This is a genomic window from Serratia sp. NPDC078593 (assembly GCF_050268245.1).
Classification (GTDB): domain Bacteria; phylum Pseudomonadota; class Gammaproteobacteria; order Enterobacterales; family Enterobacteriaceae; genus JBNNGK01.
Genome location: NZ_JBNNGK010000002.1, coordinates 65487 through 88175, shown reverse-complemented (window position 1 = coordinate 88175; position 22689 = coordinate 65487). Strand labels below are relative to the sequence as shown.

General features: G+C 51.1%; 20 protein-coding genes and 1 tRNA gene. 10 read left to right on the top strand and 11 right to left on the bottom strand.

The genetic code is table 11. The annotated features are described in order from the left end of the window. Positions 1–95 precede the first annotated feature (95 nt). The 4 genes from ACQKDS_RS02440 to ACQKDS_RS02425 all read right to left on the bottom strand — a co-directional run bounded on the left by ACQKDS_RS02440 (position 96) and on the right by ACQKDS_RS02425 (position 4773). Positions 96–848 (bottom strand): fimbria/pilus periplasmic chaperone, encoded by a 753-nt coding sequence (locus ACQKDS_RS02440; protein ID WP_399665348.1) that lies wholly within the window; start codon positions 846–848, stop codon positions 96–98. 108 nt (positions 849–956) lie between these two features. Continuing rightward, positions 957–3491: an outer membrane usher protein gene (locus tag ACQKDS_RS02435; RefSeq protein ID WP_399665346.1), complete on the bottom strand. Its 2535-nt coding sequence runs from the start codon at positions 3489–3491 to the stop codon at positions 957–959. A gap of 133 nt (positions 3492–3624) precedes the next feature. Further along, complete coding sequence (locus ACQKDS_RS02430; RefSeq protein WP_427622504.1) at positions 3625–4161, bottom strand: fimbrial protein; 537 nt, start codon at positions 4159–4161, stop codon at positions 3625–3627. 84 nt (positions 4162–4245) lie between these two features. Continuing rightward, a complete protein-coding gene (locus ACQKDS_RS02425) occupies positions 4246–4773 on the bottom strand; it encodes a fimbrial protein (RefSeq protein ID WP_399665340.1) in 528 nt (175 codons plus the stop codon). A 400-nt stretch (positions 4774–5173) separates the two neighbouring features. On the opposite strand from ACQKDS_RS02425, the gene ACQKDS_RS02420 reads away from it, so the two are divergent. Further along, entirely contained in the window at positions 5174–6055 is an 882-nt protein-coding gene (locus ACQKDS_RS02420) for a transcriptional regulator (RefSeq protein ID WP_399665337.1), read from the top strand. Beyond that, positions 6052–6558, top strand: coding sequence for a hypothetical protein (locus tag ACQKDS_RS02415; protein ID WP_399665334.1), 507 nt, complete (start codon positions 6052–6054; stop codon positions 6556–6558). The genes ACQKDS_RS02420 and ACQKDS_RS02415 overlap by 4 nt, the downstream gene beginning before the upstream one ends. 495 nt (positions 6559–7053) lie before the next feature. Here the strand turns inward: ACQKDS_RS02415 and ACQKDS_RS02410 are convergent. Further along, positions 7054–7130, bottom strand: a tRNA-Arg gene (locus ACQKDS_RS02410). Between the two features lie 322 nt (positions 7131–7452). Between ACQKDS_RS02410 and folD the strand changes: the two genes are divergently transcribed. Together folD and ybcJ are read left to right on the top strand one after the other, a co-directional pair. Further along, positions 7453–8319: a bifunctional methylenetetrahydrofolate dehydrogenase/methenyltetrahydrofolate cyclohydrolase FolD gene (folD, locus tag ACQKDS_RS02405; protein ID WP_399665331.1), complete on the top strand. Its 867-nt coding sequence runs from the start codon at positions 7453–7455 to the stop codon at positions 8317–8319. A gap of 10 nt (positions 8320–8329) precedes the next feature. Continuing rightward, entirely contained in the window at positions 8330–8542 is a 213-nt protein-coding gene (gene ybcJ, locus ACQKDS_RS02400) for a ribosome-associated protein YbcJ (RefSeq protein WP_399665328.1), read from the top strand. 99 nt (positions 8543–8641) lie between these two features. Here the strand turns inward: ybcJ and ACQKDS_RS02395 are convergent, their stop codons facing one another. The 3 genes from ACQKDS_RS02395 to ACQKDS_RS02385 are packed head-to-tail and all read right to left on the bottom strand — an operon-like array spanning position 8642 to position 11449. Further along, complete coding sequence (locus tag ACQKDS_RS02395; protein WP_399665325.1) at positions 8642–9355, bottom strand: MgtC/SapB family protein; 714 nt, start codon at positions 9353–9355, stop codon at positions 8642–8644. Between the two features lie 24 nt (positions 9356–9379). Then, a complete protein-coding gene (locus ACQKDS_RS02390; protein WP_399665322.1) occupies positions 9380–10615 on the bottom strand; it encodes an MFS transporter in 1236 nt (411 codons plus the stop codon). A gap of 12 nt (positions 10616–10627) precedes the next feature. Next, positions 10628–11449 carry an MBL fold metallo-hydrolase gene (locus ACQKDS_RS02385; protein ID WP_399665319.1) on the bottom strand — a complete coding sequence of 274 codons (822 nt, stop codon included), beginning with the start codon at positions 11447–11449 and terminating at the stop codon, positions 10628–10630. 341 nt (positions 11450–11790) lie between these two features. Between ACQKDS_RS02385 and ACQKDS_RS02380 the strand changes: the two genes are divergently transcribed. Next, the gene (locus tag ACQKDS_RS02380; RefSeq protein ID WP_427622505.1) at positions 11791–13956 is read left to right on the top strand and encodes an extracellular solute-binding protein; all 2166 of its coding nucleotides are present in this window, start codon (positions 11791–11793) and stop codon (positions 13954–13956) included. A gap of 53 nt (positions 13957–14009) precedes the next feature. Here ACQKDS_RS02380 and cysS read toward each other — a convergent pair whose 3' ends face one another. Continuing rightward, positions 14010–15395, bottom strand: a complete 1386-nt coding sequence (gene cysS / locus ACQKDS_RS02375) for a cysteine--tRNA ligase (protein ID WP_399665316.1) — start codon at positions 15393–15395, stop codon at positions 14010–14012. Positions 15396–15805: 410 nt separating this feature from the next. Between cysS and ppiB the strand changes: the two genes are divergently transcribed. The 4 genes from ppiB (at position 15806) to purK (ending at position 18788) form a co-directional block, all read left to right on the top strand. Then, positions 15806–16300, top strand: coding sequence for a peptidylprolyl isomerase B (gene ppiB / locus ACQKDS_RS02370; RefSeq protein WP_399665313.1), 495 nt, complete (start codon positions 15806–15808; stop codon positions 16298–16300). Positions 16301–16310: 10 nt separating this feature from the next. After that, positions 16311–17057, top strand: a complete 747-nt coding sequence (locus tag ACQKDS_RS02365) for a UDP-2,3-diacylglucosamine diphosphatase (protein ID WP_399665310.1) — start codon at positions 16311–16313, stop codon at positions 17055–17057. Positions 17058–17199: 142 nt separating this feature from the next. Continuing rightward, on the top strand, positions 17200–17724 hold the full coding sequence (gene purE, locus ACQKDS_RS02360; protein WP_399665307.1) for a 5-(carboxyamino)imidazole ribonucleotide mutase: 525 nt from the start codon (positions 17200–17202) through the stop codon (positions 17722–17724). After that, positions 17721–18788 (top strand): 5-(carboxyamino)imidazole ribonucleotide synthase, encoded by a 1068-nt coding sequence (gene purK / locus ACQKDS_RS02355; RefSeq protein WP_399665304.1) that lies wholly within the window; start codon positions 17721–17723, stop codon positions 18786–18788. Before purE ends, purK begins: the two co-directional genes overlap by 4 nt. A 170-nt stretch (positions 18789–18958) precedes the next feature. Here the strand turns inward: purK and ybbP are convergent, their stop codons facing one another. Then, a complete protein-coding gene (gene ybbP / locus ACQKDS_RS02350) occupies positions 18959–21391 on the bottom strand; it encodes a putative ABC transporter permease subunit YbbP (protein ID WP_399665302.1) in 2433 nt (810 codons plus the stop codon). Further along, a complete protein-coding gene (gene ybbA, locus ACQKDS_RS02345; RefSeq protein ID WP_399665299.1) occupies positions 21388–22074 on the bottom strand; it encodes a putative ABC transporter ATP-binding protein YbbA in 687 nt (228 codons plus the stop codon). The genes ybbP and ybbA overlap by 4 nt, the downstream gene beginning before the upstream one ends. Here ybbA and tesA point away from each other — a divergent pair. Then, the gene (gene tesA, locus ACQKDS_RS02340) at positions 22045–22683 is read left to right on the top strand and encodes a multifunctional acyl-CoA thioesterase I/protease I/lysophospholipase L1 (protein WP_399666196.1); all 639 of its coding nucleotides are present in this window, start codon (positions 22045–22047) and stop codon (positions 22681–22683) included. The two genes, ybbA and tesA, sit on opposite strands and share 30 nt — an antisense overlap. The last annotated feature ends 6 nt before the right edge of the window (positions 22684–22689 follow it).

Genomic DNA, 22689 nt, shown 5'->3' with positions numbered 1-22689 from the left:
ACCCTGGCCAACAGGTATTGCCGTTCAGGGCAACACAGAAAGCCGCTGCGTTGTTTTTGCTGTTGCATGCTCCGTTCCCTCTTTATGCTCGGTTATCAGCTTGGCTTGACGGGTTTGGCCTTGCACTCGGCCCCGCTACAGCTGAACTGCAACTGCGGGCGACCGCCGTAGTCATTGACATAGGTCAGCACCGGCGCATTGCCCAGCACCGAGACACCGACATTCAGCATCTCTTTACTCTTTGGCGCGATCATCACCGGTTCAAAGCCCTTGGCGCTCGCCGCCCCGGGTTTACTGCCGGCATCGACAAGGGTGATGTAATACGGCGTCGGGTTATTTACCTGGTATTTATCGCCCTGCTTGCTCAGCGTCAGCTGCTCCTGCCAGGGTGCTGCGCCGCCGGTGCTGTTCAGCGCTTTGGGGCGGTAAAACAGTTTGATGCGCGTTTGTAACGCCAGCTGCAGCGTGTTGGGCTTGTCGCTCTTGGGCGGGATCTCACGCAGGTTGAAATAGAACAGCGTTTCGCGATCCTGCGCCAACAGGTTGGCGGCCGGTAACGCCTGCACCTTGACCTGGCTTTTTGCCCCCGGCTCCAGGCGCTGCACTGGCGGCAATACCGTCAACGGCGTGGTGATTTTATTGCCCTGCGCATCTTCCACCCAGCCCTGGGCCAGATACGGCAGTTGTTTGTTTTCATTGCTGATACTCAGGCTGGTCGATTTATCGCCGCCGTTAAACACCACCCGGGTGCGATCCAGCGCAACCGCTGCCTGCGCCTGCTGAATGCCCAACACCCCGGCCAACAGCCCCCCCAGCAGGGGGAAAAAGGATTGTTTGCTTACCTTCATCTTGATGATCCACTCTCTGACATGCGTTAAATTCGATAAAAAATAGGCCGGAGGGTAAAGAAGCCGTTCCGGCCTGCCACTGTGGCGAGTGCGTGTTCGCTGCCATCGTTATTCCGTCGCCGCGTCCGCCGGCAACAGGCGGCACGGCAACAACAGGTTGGCGAGATCGCCGCGCGGTATCTGCGCCGGCAATGTCAACGCACATTGCGCCCGCCCGTTCCACCGCACGGTCATTTCCTCGTTCGGGTTAATGCCGCTCAGGTACACATTGCCGTCGTCGTTCACGATGCCCACATCCTGCTTTTTGTGGTTTTGCACCGTGGCACCAAACGGCGGCGTGGAGCCGTCCGCCAGGCGGATCACCGCCATCGCTTTCTCACCGGCGATCACGGCAAATCGGCGGTAACCGATCGCCCCTTCGGTCAAGGTTGCCTGCACCACCGAGCGCGTCGCTTCGGCATTGTCCGGCAACTTGTTAAGGTCGATGCTGACCTTATTGCGGTAATAGCTGCCGACATCGGTCACCACCGCCTTGCCAAAGCGATTGGTACGCGTCACCGCCCCGTAACCGCCGATCGGGATATCCGCCACGCCGTCGGTGTCTACCATCATGCGGGTGCCGCCCATCATCCCTGACCGGTGCAGCGCCGCGCCGTGCAGGGTCGCGGTCGCCCCCCCCTGCAACGACAGCCCGGCGGACGAATAACGCCCTGCCTGATAGCTGGCATTGGCGTTCACCCGTGCCATATCACCCTGATGGGTGTAATAACCACTGGCGGTTGCGCCATCGCGGTTGATGCCGCTGTTCAACTGATAGCCGTCGCCGTTATCCAGCCGATCGTAGTAGCCCACCTGATGGGTGTTGTCGTTGCGGTCAAAACTGCCGCTGTAACTGAGCGACCCACTGCTGCCCCACGGCATCGACAACGAGAGGTACATGCCGTCGTCGTTGACGCCGTTATACGTATTGCGATACCCGGTCAGCGACAGGCTCAGGTTCCTGAAGCGGCCGATATCAAAGTTGCGCGACAGCGTCAGGGTGTAACGATCGTTGGCCGCGCTGTTCCAGTAGGTCTGGTGGTTGTAGTTCAGATAGGCACTTAATCCCAGATCGCGGAAGTGCTGACTGACACTGACGGTATACATCTCTTTGCTGTTCTGATTGCGCGTGCCGTAAGTGCGAGCATCCAAATATTCGCTCATCGACATGTAGTTGCGCTCCGAGAAGCGGTAACCGGCGAAGGTGACCTGGCTGTCATACTCGTCAAAGTTTTTCGAATAACTCAGCCGGTAAGAACCGCCGCTCAGCGTGCCGTCCTCCTGTTGCGGCAAGCGTGCCCGCGACTGGGTGACGTCAAATGACAATGCACCCAACATCATCAGATCCCGGCCGATCCCCAGCGCTAACGCGTTGTAATCACCCCCCGCCACGCCGCCGCCGTACAGCGACCAACCGTTATTCACCCCCCAGGAGAATTCCCCGGTGGCAAACAGCGGTCCGTTGGTGTGGTGCTGCCAGTCCGAAGGACGGCCGCTCGCCACTTTGTAACGCACCGTTCCTGGCCGGGTCAGGTACGGAATGCTGGCGGTATCGATACGGAACTCCTGCACGCTGCCGTCCTGTTCTTCCACCCGCACATCCAGTTGCCCCGACACCGCGTCGTTAATGTCCTGAATACGGAACGGGCCGGACGCCACCTGCGTTTCATACAGCACCCGCCCCTGCTGGCTGATCACCACTTTCGCGTCGGTGCGCGCCACCCCGGTAACCTCCGGCGCATAGCCGCGCAGGTTCGGTGGCAGCATGCTGTCATCGCTGATCAGGCTGGCACCGGTAAAGCGGAAACTGTCAAAGATGTCGGAATAGAGGTAGTTCTCCCCGACCGTCAATTTCGCGCCCAAACGCGGGATCGCCCGGTAGGCGTAATAGCGGCTCCAGTCCCAGCTCTGATGCGTCCCCTGCCCCGTGCCGGTCTGGTGTTCCAGCCGCGTCTGCCAGTCGGCCCGCAGACGCCAGGCGCCCAGATTGGCTCCCAGCGTGCCGTTGCCGCTGACGTTATAGCTCTGCTGGCCGCGCTGTTGCTGGCGCCGGGTCTGCGCATTGAGGTAATAATCCAGCAGCAACCCCGGCACACCGTCATCCCAGCGCGACGGCGGATCCCAGTTGTCTGCGGTATACTCCAGATAGGCCTGCGGCAGACTCACGCTCAGGCTGGCGGAGCCCAAATCGGCACGCGCCGTGGTACCCGGCAGGCTGTCCAGCGACAGGCACGCGCCCTGATGCCACCAGGTCAGTTTTTCTTTCACGTCTGGTTTTAAGCCAAACTGTTCCACCATCGCCGGGCTGATACACGCGGCGCTGTCGCTGGCATCGTTCTCCGCCGGATAAAAAATAACGGATTGCTCGGGTAACTCCTGCTTATTAATTCGTACCTGCATCAGATAATCACCCGGCATGATATAACCGCCGCGCGCGAACTGGCCCAAATCAATATTATCCCGGTCTTTTACATCCAGAACGTCGATATTAAATTGCACCTCTTCCGCACTGGCATCATACCCAACCAAACCCAGTGCGCAGGCAATATACAGACCCACAATACGAGGGCGGAAGGGTAATACATTCCAGTTCGGCATCATCATGCTTATCAATCCCTTTTATTTTTACACCGGCATTCTCAATAAAAAGCCGTGTATGCCCGTGTGCCGTAAAATAAATGACCGGCGCATCGGTATAGACCTTGCGATAGGGTTAATTCACTTTATTAAAAACAGATCAGTAATAATCCATTTTAAATTTAATGGTTGAGGTGTATTCCCCACTGCGTAATCGCTGTTGATTACTAACCAGCCGCAAAGAGTAATTTAATTCCCGGTCACCGACGGTAATAGGCTGCAAAGGCGTTGGATTTCCTGGCATCACGATATTGCCGATACTGTCCGTAAGCTGCAGCGCAACACCGCGCGCCGCGCCATCGACACCAAATAAGCCATTATCCACCCGGCCATCGAAGGTCACCTGAAAACGTCGCCACTGCGGTAAATTTTCATCGATGCGATCCAGCACGCAATTGATTAATTTAATGCTGAATGGGCGAGTCAGCCCTTGTCCGTCACGCACAATTTGGCTCAACGGCAGTACCGACATATCAATCGTCTGGTCGCGACTGTGGGTATCAATGGCACAGGCCGTTTCGATGACAGCGCCTTGCATGTTAACCCGGCCCGAGCCAGACGACGCGGCCTGACTCTGTTCAACGGGTGACAGCATTAACAGGCAAAGCGCCGTATACCCTATTTTTAGCGGTTCCACTCTTACCTCTCCCTCAAGCAGCACTGGTACAAATGCATGCGGGGCATGACCCGCATGCACAATTAGTCCTGTCATCAATCCCGATTATTTGTAGTTCAGGATGAAGTTAGCCACGCTCTGGAATTTGCCCGGGACAATAGAGGCCTCATCACCGCCGTCGCCTTTCAGGTAGGCGCTGAAGGCCAGGGTTGCATCGGTTGCACCGGCGCTAATCAACTGGCCCGCAGTCGGTTTACCCAGTTCAATCACATTGTTGCTGCCATCGGTAATCGCAATGCTGGCGCCTTTGGCATCACCGGTCATGCCCAACAGGCCATTCTTACCGGCCGCACCGTCAAAAGTGGTGGTGACGGTTTTAGCGGTGTCCAAGCTGCATTTTTCCAGTTTAATCTCAAACGATTTCGGGTCAGAGTTACCGCCGTTAAGCAGGGAAACGTTAGACACCGAGCCCAAATCTACGGTCTGATCGATAGACTTAGGATCAATTGAGCAAGGTGCGTCAATAATAGAACCGGTAAAAGTAACGGTACCGTGTCCCTGATCGGCAGCGTGTGCGCCAGAAATAGTACCGAAAGTCATTACGGCGACCAGCATAATTTTATTGAGTTGCATTATGTAAAATCCTATTAAATCGAGTTAGTTAAGTATGTCACCCGGTACCGGCACAGCCTGATACGCATATTATAGAGAGCCAGTGTGTAGGTACTTCGCCGCACTCCCTGGCAACGAGACACAGATTAAACGCCAAAAACAAAAACAGCAAAATAAACCACAAAACACTAAAAAATAAGAATAAAAAACTTAAAAATCACAAATGATTATATTTTAATTTTGTAAATTAGGAAAAATAAATCATAAAACAGTTTTTTATAATTTCCAATTAAATATAAAGTACATGTTAAAAAAATAAACTTGACCATCATGAGATTTTTCTTGTAGATTTATTTAACAACCAGGAAAAGTAAGCTTGTTTTTATAAACAACAACAACAGCAACCATCCGGTAAGCCCTAATGAAATATATAATAAATTTAACCATCGTTTTTGATTTAGATAACAGAAGATTATCCCTGTATAACGACGAGCGTATCTTTATTGAACTCACTAAACCTGCAACCCGTTTACTTATAGAACTCATCAAAAACAACAGAATAAATAACTCAAGGGAGGAGTTGTTAAATAACGTTTGGGTAGATTATGGTTTTACCGCCTCTAACGCCGGTTTAAACAACTATATTAGTGAATTAAGAAAATCATTTACTACACTGGAAATGAACAGGGAAGTGATAATAACCATACCAAAAGTTGGGTTTAGAATGGATGCAGACATTCAATCCATATTGGCTACACACGGTAGAGAAATACTTGATGAACAGCCACCGCAAGAAGATCCAGACAATGTGTTAGCAAAAATAGACCAGCCAAGTGCTAAACATGAAGAAGATGTACAAGAAGACCTAGCACAACAAACGCGACAACCGGAACCTGCTCCGCTCTATAGGCACTTTCCCCAAGCAAAAATAACAAGAATACCGCCCAAGTTTGTAGTTTTGCTGTTACTCATGTCGCTTTTGCTCATTATCGCTCTGGTTATAGTTAAAAACGGTGAAACCAAAGCGCAGCTAGTCCCGCTGTACCGGGATGGCGAGTGTCACGTTTCAACCCTCAGCGCTAATAAAGGAAAAGGCGATATGGTAAACACGGCGCGTAGCTACATTTCCCGATTAAATCTTGATTGCCACAATACCAAATATGACATTTTATATACCGAGCAACGGCCAGGGGTAAGCATAAAAAACAGAGTATTTATCGTTGCATGCGTAAAATCGGATGACGATGACAATGAATACAGTTCATGCTCTAACTATAAATATAATCAGGTAACCATGAAATGAAAAAATTTGCTTACTCATTAGCACTGTTTTGTTTGTTGATTTTTGTTTCATTCTTTATAATCCACCAGCATGACAGTATAGATACTGATACCTTTCGGTGTTCCGCTTTATTCGAACAAGAATCTTTCGTGAAAAATGATATCAACCATCATGAATATCCATTAAAAACAAATATTTACATTGCTTTATTCCTTAAAGATAAGGAAAGTGGTTTTTTTTCAATATCAGGAACGGTAGAGGATAATAAAAAGGTTTACACCTTGAGTAGAAGGAGCACTTTCACTATTGCGCCAAACACATTACAAGGTATGAAAATGGTCACTGTCACCAACGAGATTGTTGCTCCCATAGATGATACTCCGCAAGAATTTTGGCGTAACCATATATCTCCGGGGAAACCCGGTACGGTTTTTTACATTGATACATTAAAAATAAACAACAATACAGTAATGTTTAAATCACCGTTATTCCCCCTTCTTGTTTGTGTTATACAAAAGCATTAAAAAATTTAATATTTTTTAAAAGCAATATACATTAAAAAGCTCCTCACCAAAGGCTTAGATTTCCTAAGCCTTTCCCTCCTTTCAGTAAACAATTTATCAATTGTATATTCACCAAGCTACCTATCCTGTATATACGTTTAAAAAACTAACAATAATTGACTTTCCCCCGAAAAACAGTCCCAGTCTACACTGAGGTATTCGGTCTTTCTTTTCTCTCACAAAGAGGCATGCCGGTCATGAAAAAGACCCGTTATACCGAAGAACAAATAGCGTTTGCATCCGCTACTTCCAGAAGGGAACCGCGAACCTGACACTCAAGCGTCTGGATCTGATTGAAAGGATGGATGATATTATAGCAAAGCACTCTCGGGGAGGCCGGCTAGTTCACGCTAACATTGATAGGCGTTGAGAAATTCTACTTACACCAGCCGTTACACGAACTTTTTCAACGTGTGGTTTTGGGTGAAAAAATTGATATAACTCATTGAGTTTGAATGGTACGCCCTACAGGGCTCGAACCTGTGACCTACGGCTTAGAAGGCCGTTGCTCTATCCAACTGAGCTAAGGGCGCATTGAGATGCGGTAATCGGAGTTGCGGGTTGGATTATACGGTCCAAGGTTACTGAGTCAATGCCTTTTCATGGTGTTACCGCAACCAGCGTGTTTTATGCTGTTTTTTTATTCACCCAAACGCTTTATTCGCCAATAATTCCGATTTCGATAATGCGTTTTGGTTCGACATAACAGCATTTTTATATAAAAAATCAATAAATTAAGATAAATTACCTTCACTATTAAATGCATATCCTTTATTCAACGCCTGACAGCACGCCCAGCTTCTGACAAAATAGCATCATACCCCCGCTTTTTTTAATTGATGGATTTCCATACCGATGGCAGCAAAGATTATTGATGGTAAAACGATTGCGCAGCAGGTTAGAAACGAAGTGGCTGAGCAAATTAAGCAACGTCTGGCCGCGGGTAAACGCGCTCCGGGCTTGGCGGTGGTGCTGGTTGGCGAAAACCCGGCATCACAAATTTATGTCGCGAGCAAACGGCGTGCCTGTGAGGAAGTCGGTTTTATTTCGCGCTCTTACGATTTGCCCGCATCCACCAGCGAAGCCGAACTGTTGAAACTGATCGATCAGCTAAACGCTGATAATGAAATTGACGGCATTTTGGTTCAATTACCGCTGCCTGCCGGTATTGATAATGTCAAAGTACTGGAGCGCATCAGCCCAGACAAAGACGTCGATGGCTTCCATCCCTACAACGTTGGCCGCCTATGCCAACGTTCACCGAAGCTGCGTCCTTGCACCCCTCGCGGTATTGTCACCCTGCTGGAACGCTATAATATTGATACCTACGGCCTAAATGCGGTGGTGGTCGGCGCATCCAACATTGTGGGTCGTCCAATGAGCATGGAACTGCTGTTAGCGGGCTGCACCACCACCATCACCCACCGGTTTACTAAAAATCTGCGCCATCATGTTGAGAATGCCGATCTGCTGGTGGTTGCCGTGGGTAAGCCGGGCTTTATTCCCGGTGACTGGATCAAACCTGGGGCGATCGTGATCGATGTCGGCATTAACCGCCTGGAAAGTGGTAAAGTTGTCGGCGATGTGGATTTTGATGCCGCGTGCAAGCGCGCCGCCTTTATCACCCCGGTTCCGGGTGGCGTTGGGCCGATGACCGTTGCTACACTGATCCAAAATACCTTGCAAGCCTGCGAGGAATATCACGACGTTCAACCTAAATAAGTAAGGCAGTATGGAAATTTTTAATCTGGAAAATCACCCGCATGTCGAACTGTGCGATTTACTGAAGTTCCAAGGCTGGTGCGAGAGCGGCGGTGCCGCCAAAGAAGTCATCGCCGAAGGGTTGGTAAAAGTGGACGGCAACGTAGAAACACGCAAGCGTTGTAAGATCGTCAGCGGCCAAAAAGTCAGTTTTAATGGTATGCAAGTCACAGTAACAGACTGATTGACTGTCTAGACATGCCGGGGCTACCATCCTGCCCCGGCATAGGTTAATGCTCCTTTTCCACCACTTATTACGTCAGGTTTAAGCTGTATGTGAACGTTAATGCTCCAGAGCAACAAAGCTAACATGCTCAACCTGTCGCAACATGCCATATAACTCATGCAGTGCAGCAGGTCTTTTGATTGTCAGCTTTAGGTTGACCTCTATTTTGTTCTTTTTTATATCACGTATTGTCATGGCATCAATAAAGTCTCTCCGTTGGCTAAGTTCAGCCATGAGTGCGGGTAAGCCTTCCTGTTCATCCAGTATCAGACGGGCTCTAACCTGGCCTAAATATTGATGCTGTAACGGCAATAACACGATATAGGGACTACATTTTATCGCGAGCAAAAACAGCGTCGTCGCCAGTAGTGCGTGAAGATAAAAACTGGCGCCACAAGCGATGCCGATACCGGCAGAAGCCCAAACGATTGCCGCCGTAGTCAAACCTGATATGGCATCGTCTCGCCGGTGTAATATTACCCCTGCACCTAAAAAACCTACGCCACTGATAATCTGAGCGGCCAAACGCATCGGATCGCTACGAATATTGACGGAGATCTCCGCATAATATTCCGCAGACTGAATTGATACGATCGTGAGCACACAGCTAGCGACAGCAATAATGACACAGGTTTTAAACCCGACGGGTTTGCCCTTGGATTCACGTTCTAAACCAATAACGCCACCAAGAAAAAACGCTGCCAATATTTTACCCACCGTCGCCAAATGGAGTGCTACCCAATGATCCAGCAGCGATAATAGGCTATCCATTTTATATCCTTATGGCATATCAGATTACGGTTTCGCCGTCTTTAACCCTGTCGCTGTTTTTTCCCGAGACAGATCATCTTTAAAAAACACTAAGAAGAACAGTGAAACGCCCGCCGCGATAATAGCGGAGAAGATCCAAAAGTTTTCCCACTGAGGTAATGCTTCCGCTCCCTGCTGCGTTACCGTTTGGTTGAATATCTGCCCACATACGGTAGAAGCAAATAATAGACCAACGCCATTCGAGACAATAAACCGCAGGCTCTGAGCCTGAGCTTTGATCTCCGGCCGTGCTTTGCGATCGACATAAATGTCACCCACAGTGAAGAAAAAGTCCCAACAGAATCCCTGTAACATCAATCCAATCAGGATAAACATCATGTTGGCATCAATGGCTGCGTGAGCGAAGAAAAGCGATCGGATAATCCAACACACAGCTCCCAGCATTAACGTGATTTTGAAACCAGCCTTCAATAAGAAGAATGACAACAAGAACATAAAGATCACTTCACAGGCGATTCCTACCTGCATCATGGATGCCGCATTATCAAAGCCTAACGCCTTCAGGAATACCGGAATATAAGCCGAATATGCCGTTTTGGGGATCATCAATACAAAAATGCTCAGCATCAAAATTGAGAAATTGCGATCTTTAAATAAGGATAATGCATCTAAACAGAATAAATCACGCAGGGTAAACGCATTTCCTTTCGCTTTTGGTGGTGTATTAGGTAAAGTGAAACAATAAAAACCGAGTACCACACCAGCTGCCGATGCAATATACCAAGTCATGGTGTCACCGGAATATCCCATTTGCCCGATGATAAAGCCTATCGCCATAAAGCCGAAAGTGCCAAACACGCGAATGACCGGAAAATATTTCACCCCATTAATATGGCTAAAGCTAATACTGTTAGCCAATGCAGTTGTCGGATAGAACAGCAACCCAACCAAGAATATCATTGCCAAGGTCATACTGGTGTTTTGCGCTTCAATAAACTGCGGTACGCATAGTATTACCCCGGCATTGATCAAATGCAGGATCCCCATCACTTTTTGTGATGCAAAAAATCGATCCGCAACCATGCCGATGAATAACGGCGACATGATCGTCGCCAATCCCAAGAGTGCATAAGAAGAACCAATGATAGTCGCCATGCCATAAGTACTCAGCACTAGCCCCATAGTCATATTCCAGGCACCTTGCATGAAGTACTGCACAAACATCATGACCAGTAACCGAGGTGTTTTGTTAAAATCCATGTTGAACCTCCGCTAGTTAACACTGATGTTCATGCCGTCATAGGCAACGGTGATGTTTTTATCCCGACAAGCCGCTACCAGCTCGTCATGCAACAGCTTGCCACTGTGGGAAACGTGGGAAACCACGAGCTGACTCGCCGCATGCAGGCAGTGCATCGCTTTCAGTTTTTCCTGTGCGGCAAATACGGTTTCCAAACTCATGTGGTTATCCGTACGGGCATTGCCGTTAAAACCATAAGTGCACTCAAGCACCACCAAATCTAATGATTTGCCGTCTAACCATTGCCAAGTCAGTTCAGGAAACCAGCCGGAGTCATGGCCATAAAAGAGTGTTTTTCCCTCTTTTTCGATCACATACACATAGCACAACTCCCATTTCGCATGATTCGCAAGCAATGGTGTGATCTTATAACCGTGGCTTTCTACCGTCACAAAAGGCACTAAACAATGAAATGCGAACCGCTCCTTGCTATAGCCGGGTAAAACGGCTGCACAACCATTGATCGCACGATCATTTCCGTAAATAGACAAGGGATGATCAATGTTAAAACCATAGCCTTCCATCCGGCTGAACAGTTCGCCAACATTGAAGTGATCCGGATGCGTATGGGTAAATAACAGATCGGTTATCTCCGTGGCGTCTAGCCCATCGCGTAATAGCTGCTGGCTAAACTCCGGGGCAACATCAATTAACATGACATTATCAATAATCGCAGAGGAGTGTGTACGTAAGTCTTTTCCCTTCAACAAGCGTGCTTGCTGACAGTGTTCGCAACGGCAAAATGGGTTGGGGATCCCTTCCGAGGCAGCCGATCCCAAGAAATGTATGTTCATTTTTATCCTTATTATTTAGCTATTGTTATCCCACGTTCCCTCCCCCACGTTGGCTAATTCAAGCCGGCAGCAGGAAATTGGAACGTGTCAATATTACAGTGATGAAGAAAAAACGAACAAGCTTCTATTTCTAATTGGTGATGCGGTTCAAAGAATTTGACTTAGTATTCATTTTCTAAAAATGATAAAAATTCATGCTGCGCTAGTCAGACGAACATGCGTAAAAATGAGCAGCAAAACGCATCAAAGTTTGGTTCCCCAAATGAGGTGGAAAAGATCACGGTGGTCGTTCACTTTTTCCGATGTTAGCATCACACCAAGTACGCTCTGGGTAATGAGAAATGGCAACTATCAAGGATATAGCGAGGCTTGCGGGCGTATCACACGGCACCGCATCTAATGTGCTTAACGGACGTGGTAACGTTAGCGTTGAAAAGATTGAAGCCGTTAAACGCGCCGCGCAGCAAATGGGCTATCAGATCAATGCGCAGGCGCAATCGCTGCGCGCCAGTAAAAATAGTGGGATTGCCCTCATTCTGCCAAGCATCAATGCAGAGCAATATCATCAACTTTATTGTGGACTACAGCAGTCACTGATGACAGATTTAGATCTGTACGTTACGGGTGACATTCCCAGTGCTGAGCAACGAATTCTGCAAACGCTCGCGGCTAAGTCCTATCAAACGGTTATCACCGTTTCCTGTCTAAGCGAGAGCCGGCTTTATTATCAAGCACTCCGTTTGCCAGCAGAACAGATCTTATTTGTCTATCGCCATCCCGAAGGGGCGCAGGCATGCTTCAGTCTTGACTTCGCCCAAGCAGGAGCCGATCTTGCCACAGCAATTGCATTGCAAAAACCTACCCAAGTCGGCGTTTTTTGTGACCCGCTCCCTTACGCCAATAGCCATCTTTTTGTTGATGCCGTAAAAGATACATTTATTAACCTTAGCCCTTCAACGCAGTTAACCGTCATCTCTTCCCCAGCCGGCGAATGCCACACCGCCGCTTTTTCATTTTTTACCGATCAACCCCCACAGATTTTGATCGCTATGGATTGCGACAAAACCCGTGATCTAACCCAAGCTGCCTATTTGGGAAGTCTCAGTTCTTGCCCGCCAATTTGGCAACTTTGCGGTAACGATCCTGCTATCGTTGCGAACCAATTTAGCTATCAAATGGATTACGCACGGCTTGGCGCCGAAATAGCGGGCTATATTGAGGCTAAAGGCCGCGCAGAACCTACGGTAACATTAACAAATCGTGGTTTTGCACTGGGGGAAGTACAGAGTCGGGCAATCCCGGTTAACAGCGAAGTATTGAATATGCTCATACTGCCCAGCCCGTCGACAGATGCTTTGAAAAAATTGCTGCCGCATTTTACTCGTCAAAGCGGTATAAAGGTTAATCTTGCCATTTACCCTTATGCTGAAATATTCGACATTCTCTCAAATCTATCCCTACATCCCCATTACGATCTACTGCGGATAGACATGGCCTGCTTCCCTTGGCTCGCAGAGAGGACCCTTCGCCCACTGGCTGATATCAATGCATCACTATTGGCCTTGCAGCAGCATTTTTCTCCTGAAATCAACGCGCACTTTAGCCAAATTGACGGCAAGGCCTATGGATTGCCGTTCGATGCCAGCACTCAGTTACTGTTTTATCGCCGTGATTTATTTGAAGACCCAACCATTAAGCGCATGTTTTATGAAAAATCCGGTAAAGAACTCGCTATCCCTAATAACTTTACCGAATTTGATGCCATCAGCGCTTTTTTTACCGCTATTCATCAGGCTGGGGATCCACAACGTCCTCTTGGCTCATCAACGATGCTTAGCAATTCTGGGTTAATTGCTACCGAGTTTCTCCTCCGTTATTACGCGCTGGGAGGCCGGTTGGCTCAGAACGATCTCGCTCCCCGTCTTGAGCCAGAGATAGCCACAAACGCTCTTCGACAATATCTCAACCAATTAGTCATCACTGCCAACCTCAACAGTGAATGGTGGGATGAACCCGTGGCTCTATTTGAGCAAGGGCAATTAGCGATGCTGATCATGTATATGAATCTCTTTAATGATGTCGCTCACAGCCCAATATCTCCAGCGATAGGTTCTGCCCCGGTACCTGGCGGCGTTCCACAAATGGGCGGTGGCTCACTCGGCATGTCTCGTTTTAGCCAAAAAAACACGGCGGTAACGCAGTTTTTTCATTGGCTGTATTCACCGGAAATCACCACTAATCTGGTATTACTCGGCGGCAATAGCGCCCATCAAAGTATCTATCAAAATCAACGCATTCTGCATCAATACCCTTGGCTCGAACAATGGCGTAATACCCCAGGCACAGGCATTCGTGAAACGCACGGATTACGCGGTGAACGGTTTAACTTACGCCTTGCTGAGTTCATTATCGGGCAAGGCATTACCAACGTAGTGAACAACATCATGACGCCAGAACAAGCTATCATCTATATCAATCAACGATTGCTCAACGAAACCCTGCCCTAAAAAAAACCGGCTGGCTCTCGCCAACCGGTTATTTATACGGACAACCTGGCTAACTACTTGCGCCGCCAGGTGGTGCCTTGGGCACCGTCTTCCAGCACGATGCCCATCTCGTTCAAACGGTCGCGGGCAGAATCCGCCAGTGCCCAATCCTTGGCTTTACGTGCATCGTTACGTTGTTTAATCAACGCTTCAATCTCTGCCACTTCCCCGTCGTCTGCTTGCGCACCGCTTTGCAAGAAAGCTTCCGGCTCCTGTTGCAACAAACCGAGCACCTTAGCTAATTTACGCAATTCAGCGGCCAGCGCATTGGCGGCCGCCGCATCTTCGCTCTTCAGGCGGTTCACTTCACGCGCCAAATCAAACAGTGCGGAGTACGCTTCTGGCGTATTGAAATCGTCGTCCATCGCTTCACGGAAACGTGTTTCGAATGCCTCACCGCCAGCCGGCGCCGCCGACGCGTCAGTGCCGCGCAGTGCGGTATATAAACGTTCCAGCGATGCACGCGCTTGCTTCAGGTTTTCTTCGCTGTAGTTCAACTGGCTGCGATAGTGCCCGGACATCAAGAAGTAACGTACGGTTTCCGCATCGTAATAGTTCAAAACGTCACGAATGGTGAAGAAGTTGTTCAGTGATTTAGACATCTTCTCTTTGTCGATCATCACCATACCAGAGTGCATCCAGTAATTGACGTAAGGGCCATCATGAGCACAGCTGGATTGGGCAATTTCGTTTTCGTGGTGCGGGAACATCAGATCTGAACCGCCACCGTGAATATCGAAATGCGTTCCGAGTTGTTTGCCGTTCATCGCAGAACATTCGATGTGCCAGCCTGGTCGGCCTTCACCCCACGGTGACGGCCAGCTAGGTTCACCCGGCTTGGACATTTTCCACAATACAAAGTCCATCGGATTGCGTTTCACATCGTCCACTTCAACACGCGCACCGGCTTGTAATTGTTCCAGATCCTGACGTGACAGCAAGCCGTAGTCAGGATCGCTGTCGATGGCAAACATCACGTCGCCATTACTGGCAACATAGGCGTGATCGCGCGCGATCAAACGCTGAGTAATTTCGATGATCTCGGCAATATGCTGTGTAGCTCGCGGCTCTTGATCCGGGCGTTCGATCAGCAACGCGTCGAAGTCGGCGTGCATTTCAGCCAGCATACGGCTGGTCAATTGATCGCAGGTCTCACCGTTTTCAGCCGCCCGGCGGATGATCTTATCATCCACATCCGTCACGTTACGCACATAGTTCAAGTCATAACCGAGATAACGCAGGTAACGCGCCACCACGTCAAAAGCAACAAAGGTGCGTCCGTGACCAATGTGACACAGGTCATAGATAGTTACCCCGCACACATACATACCGACCTTTCCGGCATGAATAGGTTTAAATTCCTCTTTCTGACGACTCAGGGTATTAAATATCTTTAGCATCGGGACATTCCGTGGTGTGCGTAGTAACAGTGTTAAAAATAGAATCAGCGTATTGAACCGCGAAGGCCGATCTAATGCAAGGTTAAGGCCACGCTTTGCTGTATATGGCGGCCAAAAAGTACCTAAAATCAAGCTTCATTTCGTACTTTAGTCTAACAAAACCGCCATCAGCAACGGCCTATGCTGCCCACTACTGACTCATTAATAGAGATATGTTATAAAGTCGGTCTGATTGTTCACACCTTTATACCCGTCATACTTCACGTTGCATGTGTGTTGGCTGCGCTCGTTCCCCCGAATCACTTACCACAGTAAGCTCATCGGGATTCACGTCCTTGCCGCCTTCCTGCAACGCGAATTATTTAGGGTATATATGTGGCATCTCACTTCACCTTGTTAGGATTAAAACTATGGTTACTTTCCACACCAATCACGGCGACATCGTCATCAAGACCTTCGCAGACAAAGCACCGGTCACCGTTGAAAACTTCCTGAACTATTGCCGCGCAGGTTTCTACGACAACACTATTTTCCACCGTGTTATCAATGGCTTTATGGTTCAAGGCGGTGGTTTTGAGCCGGGCATGAACCAGAAAAACACGCAGGCGCCAATCAAAAACGAAGCAAACAACGGTCTGAAAAACACCGTTGGTACCTTGGCGATGGCACGCACCAACGATCCGCACTCTGCGACTGCCCAGTTCTTCATTAACGTCGCAGATAACGACTTCCTGAACTTCCGTGGCGAGAACGCGCAAGGCTGGGGTTACTGCGTATTTGCTGAAGTCGTTGAAGGTATGGACGTCGTCAACACCATTAAAGGCGTGAAAACCGGCCGCAGCGGCATGCACCAAGACGTGCCTGTTGAAGACGTGGTCATCACCCGCGTTAGCGTCAGCGAGTAATCGCAACTGCATGAGCACCTTGTTCATCGCAGATTTGCATCTCAGCGCACAGGAACCGGCAATTACTGCCGGTTTTCTGCGTTTTTTGCAGCAAGAAGCAGTCCATGCGGATGCGCTATATATTCTTGGCGATTTGTTTGAAGCGTGGATTGGCGACGACGATCCCGAACCGTTGCACGGCGAGATCGCCGCGGCATTGAACACGCTGCAACGCGCCGGTGTTCCCTGCTATTTCATCCACGGCAACCGTGATTTCCTGCTCGGTCAACGCTTTGCCAAAGCCAGCGGCATGATACTGCTGCCTGAAGAACAGGTTATCGAACTGTACGGCCGACGCATCTTGATCCTGCATGGCGATACGCTGTGTACCGACGATCGGGCATATCAGGAATTCCGCCACAAAGTGCATAAACGGTGGATTCAACGGCTATTCCTCGCCCTGCCTTTGCGCTGGCGCTTGAAGATTGCCGCCAATATGCGGGCGCGCAGTCAGCAAAGTAATCAGCATAAATCATTGGAGATCATGGATGTCAATCCGCAAGCTGTTGAGCAGGCGATGGTCCGCCACAATGTGCATTGGATGATTCATGGCCATACGCATCGCCCTGCCGTGCACAAATTGTCATTGAGCTCTGGCGACGCGCACCGCGCAGTGTTAGGTGCCTGGCACGTTGAAGGCTCGATGATTAAAGTCAGCGCCGATGCCGTCGAGCTGATTGCCTTTCCCTTTCAAATGACTGACTCACCGCCGCGGTAAAAATTTCGCGATTTTGACGGTGAAAACCCTCGACGCAACCGTTTTCCTTGCCGTTTACCCATGATATGCTCTACGCCCTAAAACGGTCTGCCGTCGTAGACAACAGGCCGACGCTGGTACACTCTACAGGAGCCTTACACCCATGGGAGCCAACGCTGCTTCAGCCACCAATGCTGGGGCTAAAATCGCAATTGTAATGGGATCCAAAAGTGACTGGGCCACCATGCAATTCGCGGCCGATATTCTGACCTCGCTTGATGTCCCGTTCCACGTCGAAGTCGTTTCCGCCCACCGTACGCCGGATAAACTGTTCAGCTTTGCCGAACAGGCGAGTCGCAACGGCTTTGATGTGATTATCGCCGGAGCCGGCGGTGCCGCGCACTTGCCAGGTATGCTGGCGGCGAAAACACTCGTTCCGGTGCTGGGTGTGCCGGTGCAGAGCGCAGCGTTGAGCGGCGTTGATAGCCTGTATTCCATCGTCCAGATGCCGCGCGGCATTCCGGTCGGTACGCTGGCGATTGGCAAGGCTGGCGCAACAAATGCCGCGTTACTGGCGGCGCAGATTGTGGCACTGCACGATACCGCACTGGCGCAACGTCTGGCCGAGTGGCGTCAATCGCAAACGGATGAGGTGCTGAACAACCCAGATCCCAGGGAGGAAGCATGAAGCCGGTCTGTGTATTAGGCAATGGTCAGTTGGGGCGTATGCTGCGCCAAGCGGGTGAACCCTTAGGCATCGCCGTTTATCCCGTCGGATTAGACGCCGAACCGGAAGCTGTCCCTTATCAAAACAGTGTGATTACCGCTGAAATTGAGCGCTGGCCGGAAACGGCACTCACGCGCGAACTGGCAACGCACAACAGCTTCGTTAATCGCGATATCTTCCCGCGGTTGGCCGATCGCCTCACGCAAAAACAGTTGCTCGACCAGCTCAACTTAGCGACCGCACCGTGGCAACTGCTGACGGATGCCGCTGAGTGGCCGCAGATATTTAGCCAGCTGGGCGAACTGGCAATAGTCAAACGCCGCGTTGGCGGCTACGACGGACGCGGGCAATGGCGCTTGCGTCCAGGCCAGCAGAACCTGTTGCCTGACGATGCCTACGGTGAATGCATCGTCGAGCAAGGCATTAATTTTTCTGGTGAAGTATCACTGGTCGGCGCACGCGGCCACGATGGCCAATGCGTATTTTACCCGCTAACCCACAACCTGCATGAAGACGGTATTCTGCGCACCAGCGTGGCATTACCCACGCCAAACCCGGCACTGCAACAACAAGCTGAGCAAATGCTCTCGGCGATCCTCAATGCGCTAAATTACGTCGGCGTCATGGCGATGGAGTGTTTTATCGTCGGTGATCATCTGCTGATTAACGAATTGGCACCGCGCGTACACAACAGCGGCCACTGGACGCAAAATGGCGCGTCAATCAGCCAATTCGAACTGCACCTGCGGGCGATCCTCGGCCTGCCACTGCCAACGCCGGTGGTCAATACACCGTCAGTCATGATCAACCTGATTGGTACGCAAGTGAACAACGCGTGGCTGGCGTTGCCGCTGGTACATTTGCATTGGTATGACAAAGAAGTTCGCGAAGGCCGTAAGGTCGGGCACATAAATCTCAACAATCCCGAGGCGAGCGCGTTGAAACACACGCTACAGCAACTCGCACCACTGCTGCCGCCCGACTATCACAGTGGTTTGGCCTGGGCCCAACAACAGCTTTTGTAATCGGTATCGCTGGTACCATTACCCGGGCGTAGCATGGCTGCGCCCGCCCTCACTCGCATTCGTTTAACTCAGGCGAAACTCTTCACTACTACGTCTAGCCCGATGACTTTGCCGTGCATGTAGGGGCGTAGCATGGCTGCGCCCGCATTTACCCAGCTAAAATAACGTGGTTAATCCTGATAACTGCGAAACAGCGCCTGACCGCGCAGCAAACGCACACCCAGCCAACCGCCACACAGCGACAGCAGCAGCGCACTCAATGCCGGTAATGACCACCACAATATCGGCGTCGGCTGCCACGGGAAGTCGAACACGCGGCTTTGCAACAACCACAGTGCCGCCTCCGCGCCGACGGCGGCGGCAATCCCCGCCACAAACCCGAGCAGCGCAAACTCACACCATAGCGTGCTGCGCAACAGACGTTTACCGGCACCCAAGGTGCGATAAACCACCAGTTCCTGCCGCCGTTGTCGCATACCAACCTGCACCTGTGCCAGCAACAATAAACCGCCGCAGATCACCACCAAGACCACCATCACTTCCAGAGCACGGCTTACCTGCTGCAAAACGCCGCTAATCTGTTGCAGGATTGAACCAATATCCAGTAGGCTGAGCGTCGGAAATTGACGATTTAATTGCGTGAGCATGCTGCCGTCGCCGTCATAGCGGAAGCTGGTCAGCCAAGTTTGCGGTTGACCGTCGAGCGCGCCCGGCGGGAAAATAAAGTAGAAGTTTGGCTTTAAGCTTTCCCAATCTACCTGCCGCAGGCTGGTCACTTTGGCGTTAAATGATTGCGTATCCCCACTGAACGTCAACGTATCGCCCAGCTTAACGTTTAATCGTTCAGCCACGCCTTCATCCATCGACACTTCGCCGGTTTTCGGTGGCCAATCACCCGCCGTCAAGGGGTTATGCGCCGGTCGCTCTGCCAACCAGGTGAGATTCAGCTCACGGTTTACGGCCTCGCCGCCAGGATCGTCTTCATGTACCCGTTCGGTCGCTGCCTCTTGGTTTATTTCCGTCAGTCGTACCCGCACAATCGGATAGAAAGTTTCCAGCGCGACCTGCTGCTGTTGCAGGAATGCCTTCACCTGCGGTACCTGTTCGCCTGTCATGTTGAGTAAGAAATAATTCGGCGTCTCCGGCGGTAACTGTTGTTGCCAACGATCCAGTAAATCCCCGCGCAGTACCAGCAGTAACGCCAGCAACATGAATGACAACGAAAACGCCGCCAGTTGGCTAACCGTCACCCACGGCTGATGCAACAGACGATTGATCGCCAGCCGCAACGCCAAGTTACGCACGGTGATACGACGCAGCAACAGTAAACTGCCCCAGCCAATGCCACCCAACAGTAACGCCAACACCACCATACCGGCCAAGATTGACCACAAAAGTGTGCTGGCTCCCATCAGCACCGTCAGCAATACCACCACCACCACGGCGGTGACCGGCAAGAAATAGCGCAATGGCCAGACGTTAGCCACCACATCACGCCGTAACACGCGCAACGGCTGAGTTGCCAGCAGCTGACGATACGGCCGTATACCCACCAGCACAGAGATCAGCACCAGCGCCCCCATCGACCACAGCCACGGCCAGCCACCAGCCGCAGGCAGCTCACTCGGTAACACCGGTGCCAACAAACGGATTAACAGCGCTTCAAATGCCAGCCCGATCGCACTGCCGCACGCGGCCGCCAACGACAATACCGCCAGCCATTGCCCAATGATCAAACGACGCAACGCTTTGCGCCCAGCGCCTAAGGTTTTCAGTACCGCAATCAGATCGTAACGGCTGCGGCAATAATGGCTCATCGCCACCGCCACTGCGGCAATCGACAGCAGCAGCGTCAATAATGCCGATAACAGTAAGAATTGCTGCGAACGTTGCAGTGACTTACCCAGCGCACTGCCTGCATCTTCTGGCCCCTGCCATCGTTGGTCGGCTTGCAGTTGCGGCATCAACTGCTGTTCGTAACGCGTCAGATCTGCCGGTGCGCCGGCAAACATATAGCGATAGGTTAGCCGGCTCCCCGGCTGCACCGCCCCGGTTTTGTCAACATCGGCCATATTGATGAGAATGCGCGGCGCGGTCTGGAAAGGATTAAAACCGGCGTCTGGCTCTTGAATAACTTCCCCGGCAATGCGCAATGTCGTGTCGCCCACCTCCAGGTTATCGCCGACCTTAATCGCCATCAGCGCCAACAAACGCGGGGCAACTAATACCGTACCAGGCTGAGGCTTAACGTTAGCTGGGCGTGTCTCGAGTAAGCCATACAGAGGATAAGCCAGATCGGTCGCTTTAACATTGACCAACTGGGGACGATTGCCTGCGTAAGTCATCGTCGTAAACGACAGTTGGCGACTCACCTGTAAATCCTGTTGTTTTGCTGCCAGCAGCCAATCTGCCGGCACCGGCCGCGCACTGCGCAGTACCCGATCGCCAGCGATAAAGTCACGGCTTTGCTGGCTCAACCCTTTATCCATTCGATCGCTGATGCTGCCCAGCGCCAGCACACAAGCAACCGACAGCGTCAACGCCAGCCAAACAATCAACAGTGACGGAGAACGCCACTCACGCCAAAACCAGCGCCCAATCATGCTTCCTCCCACAGCTTGCCTTCGCGCAGGCGCAAGCGTCGCTGGCAACGCGCCGCCAGCGTTTCGTCATGCGTCACCAATATCAAGGTGGTAGCAAAGTCACGATTAAGCGAAAATAACAGTTCAGCAATCCGTTCACCGGTTTGACGATCGAGGTTACCGGTCGGCTCATCGGCAAACAACACCCGTGGCCGACCACTAAAGGCGCGCGCCAGCGCAACCCGCTGCTGTTCGCCACCGGAAAGCTGTGCCGGCAAGTGGTTAAGACGCTGACCTAACCCGAGTTGTTGTAACAGTTGTCGCGCCTGCTCACGGCTTTGACGATCGCTCTCCCCACGCAACAACGCGGGCAATTGCACATTTTCTAGCGCGTTAAGCGTTGGTACCAACATGAATGACTGGAACACAAAACCCACATTTTTGGCGCGCAGCGCGGCGCGGCCTTCCTCATCCAAGGCGGTCAGCGATTCCCCCAATAAATGGACATCACCTGCGCTGCCATCGTCCAACCCGGCCAATATCCCCAGCAAGGTTGACTTGCCTGAACCTGACTCACCAATCAAGGCAATTGTTTGTGCGGGTTTGACAACCAGCTCGACTCCGGTAAGGATGGTGAGCTGATGCTCACCCTGACCAACGTGTTTACTAAGATGATGAACTTCAAGAACGTTTTCCGCTGGCATTTTCCTTTCCTTTTGCTGTTAAGCGTGTTCGGTTTACGTGCGGCTGCCGCCGATACGTTATTGATTCTTGGCGATAGTCTCAGCGCCGGTTATCGTCTGCCGGTGGCGCAAGCCTGGCCAACGCTCATGGCCGATCAATGGCAGACAGCCGCTGATACACCTTCGGTGGTTAATGCCAGCATCAGCGGCGATACCGCCGCGCAAGGGTTGGCACGGTTGCCTGCGTTATTAAAACAGCATAAACCACGCTGGGTGCTAATTGAACTGGGCGCCAATGACGGCCTGCGCGGCTTCCCGGCACCAGAGATACAGCGCGATCTCAGCCAGATCATCACCCTGACGCAGCAGGCGAAAGCGCAGCCGCTGCTGATGCAAATCCACATACCGCCGAATTACGGCCGCCGTTATACTGAGGCATTCAGCGCGATCTACCCAAAACTTGCCGAGCAGTACAACATTCCGTTGATACCGTTCTTTATGGAGCAAGTCGTGCTAAAACCGGAGTGGATGCAAGACGACGGGCTACATCCCAACCGGGATGCACAGCCGTTTATCGCCAACTGGATGGCGGAACGCCTGAAACCACTAGTAAAACATGAGTCTCACTAAATAGGG

Excerpts from the sequence above, each read along its gene's own strand:
- ACQKDS_RS02385 (WP_399665319.1), bottom strand. The coding sequence starts at position 11,449 with ATGAACATACATTTCTTGGGATCGGCTGCCTCGGAAGGGATCCCCAAC.
- ACQKDS_RS02380 (WP_427622505.1), top strand. The coding sequence starts at position 11,791 with ATGGCAACTATCAAGGATATAGCGAGGCTTGCGGGCGTATCACACGGC.
- ybbA (WP_399665299.1), bottom strand. The coding sequence starts at position 22,074 with ATGCCAGCGGAAAACGTTCTTGAAGTTCATCATCTTAGTAAACACGTT.
- folD (WP_399665331.1), top strand. The coding sequence starts at position 7,453 with ATGGCAGCAAAGATTATTGATGGTAAAACGATTGCGCAGCAGGTTAGA.
- ACQKDS_RS02425 (WP_399665340.1), bottom strand. The coding sequence starts at position 4,773 with ATGCAACTCAATAAAATTATGCTGGTCGCCGTAATGACTTTCGGTACT.
- ppiB (WP_399665313.1), top strand. The coding sequence starts at position 15,806 with ATGGTTACTTTCCACACCAATCACGGCGACATCGTCATCAAGACCTTC.
- ybcJ (WP_399665328.1), top strand. The coding sequence starts at position 8,330 with ATGGAAATTTTTAATCTGGAAAATCACCCGCATGTCGAACTGTGCGAT.
- ACQKDS_RS02365 (WP_399665310.1), top strand. The coding sequence starts at position 16,311 with ATGAGCACCTTGTTCATCGCAGATTTGCATCTCAGCGCACAGGAACCG.
- ACQKDS_RS02435 (WP_399665346.1), bottom strand. The coding sequence starts at position 3,491 with ATGATGATGCCGAACTGGAATGTATTACCCTTCCGCCCTCGTATTGTG.
- ACQKDS_RS02390 (WP_399665322.1), bottom strand. The coding sequence starts at position 10,615 with ATGGATTTTAACAAAACACCTCGGTTACTGGTCATGATGTTTGTGCAG.
- ACQKDS_RS02420 (WP_399665337.1), top strand. The coding sequence starts at position 5,174 with ATGAAATATATAATAAATTTAACCATCGTTTTTGATTTAGATAACAGA.
- purE (WP_399665307.1), top strand. The coding sequence starts at position 17,200 with ATGGGAGCCAACGCTGCTTCAGCCACCAATGCTGGGGCTAAAATCGCA.
- ACQKDS_RS02395 (WP_399665325.1), bottom strand. The coding sequence starts at position 9,355 with ATGGATAGCCTATTATCGCTGCTGGATCATTGGGTAGCACTCCATTTG.
- ACQKDS_RS02415 (WP_399665334.1), top strand. The coding sequence starts at position 6,052 with ATGAAAAAATTTGCTTACTCATTAGCACTGTTTTGTTTGTTGATTTTT.
- ACQKDS_RS02440 (WP_399665348.1), bottom strand. The coding sequence starts at position 848 with ATGAAGGTAAGCAAACAATCCTTTTTCCCCCTGCTGGGGGGGCTGTTG.
- ybbP (WP_399665302.1), bottom strand. The coding sequence starts at position 21,391 with ATGATTGGGCGCTGGTTTTGGCGTGAGTGGCGTTCTCCGTCACTGTTG.
- purK (WP_399665304.1), top strand. The coding sequence starts at position 17,721 with ATGAAGCCGGTCTGTGTATTAGGCAATGGTCAGTTGGGGCGTATGCTG.
- tesA (WP_399666196.1), top strand. The coding sequence starts at position 22,045 with ATGAACTTCAAGAACGTTTTCCGCTGGCATTTTCCTTTCCTTTTGCTG.
- cysS (WP_399665316.1), bottom strand. The coding sequence starts at position 15,395 with ATGCTAAAGATATTTAATACCCTGAGTCGTCAGAAAGAGGAATTTAAA.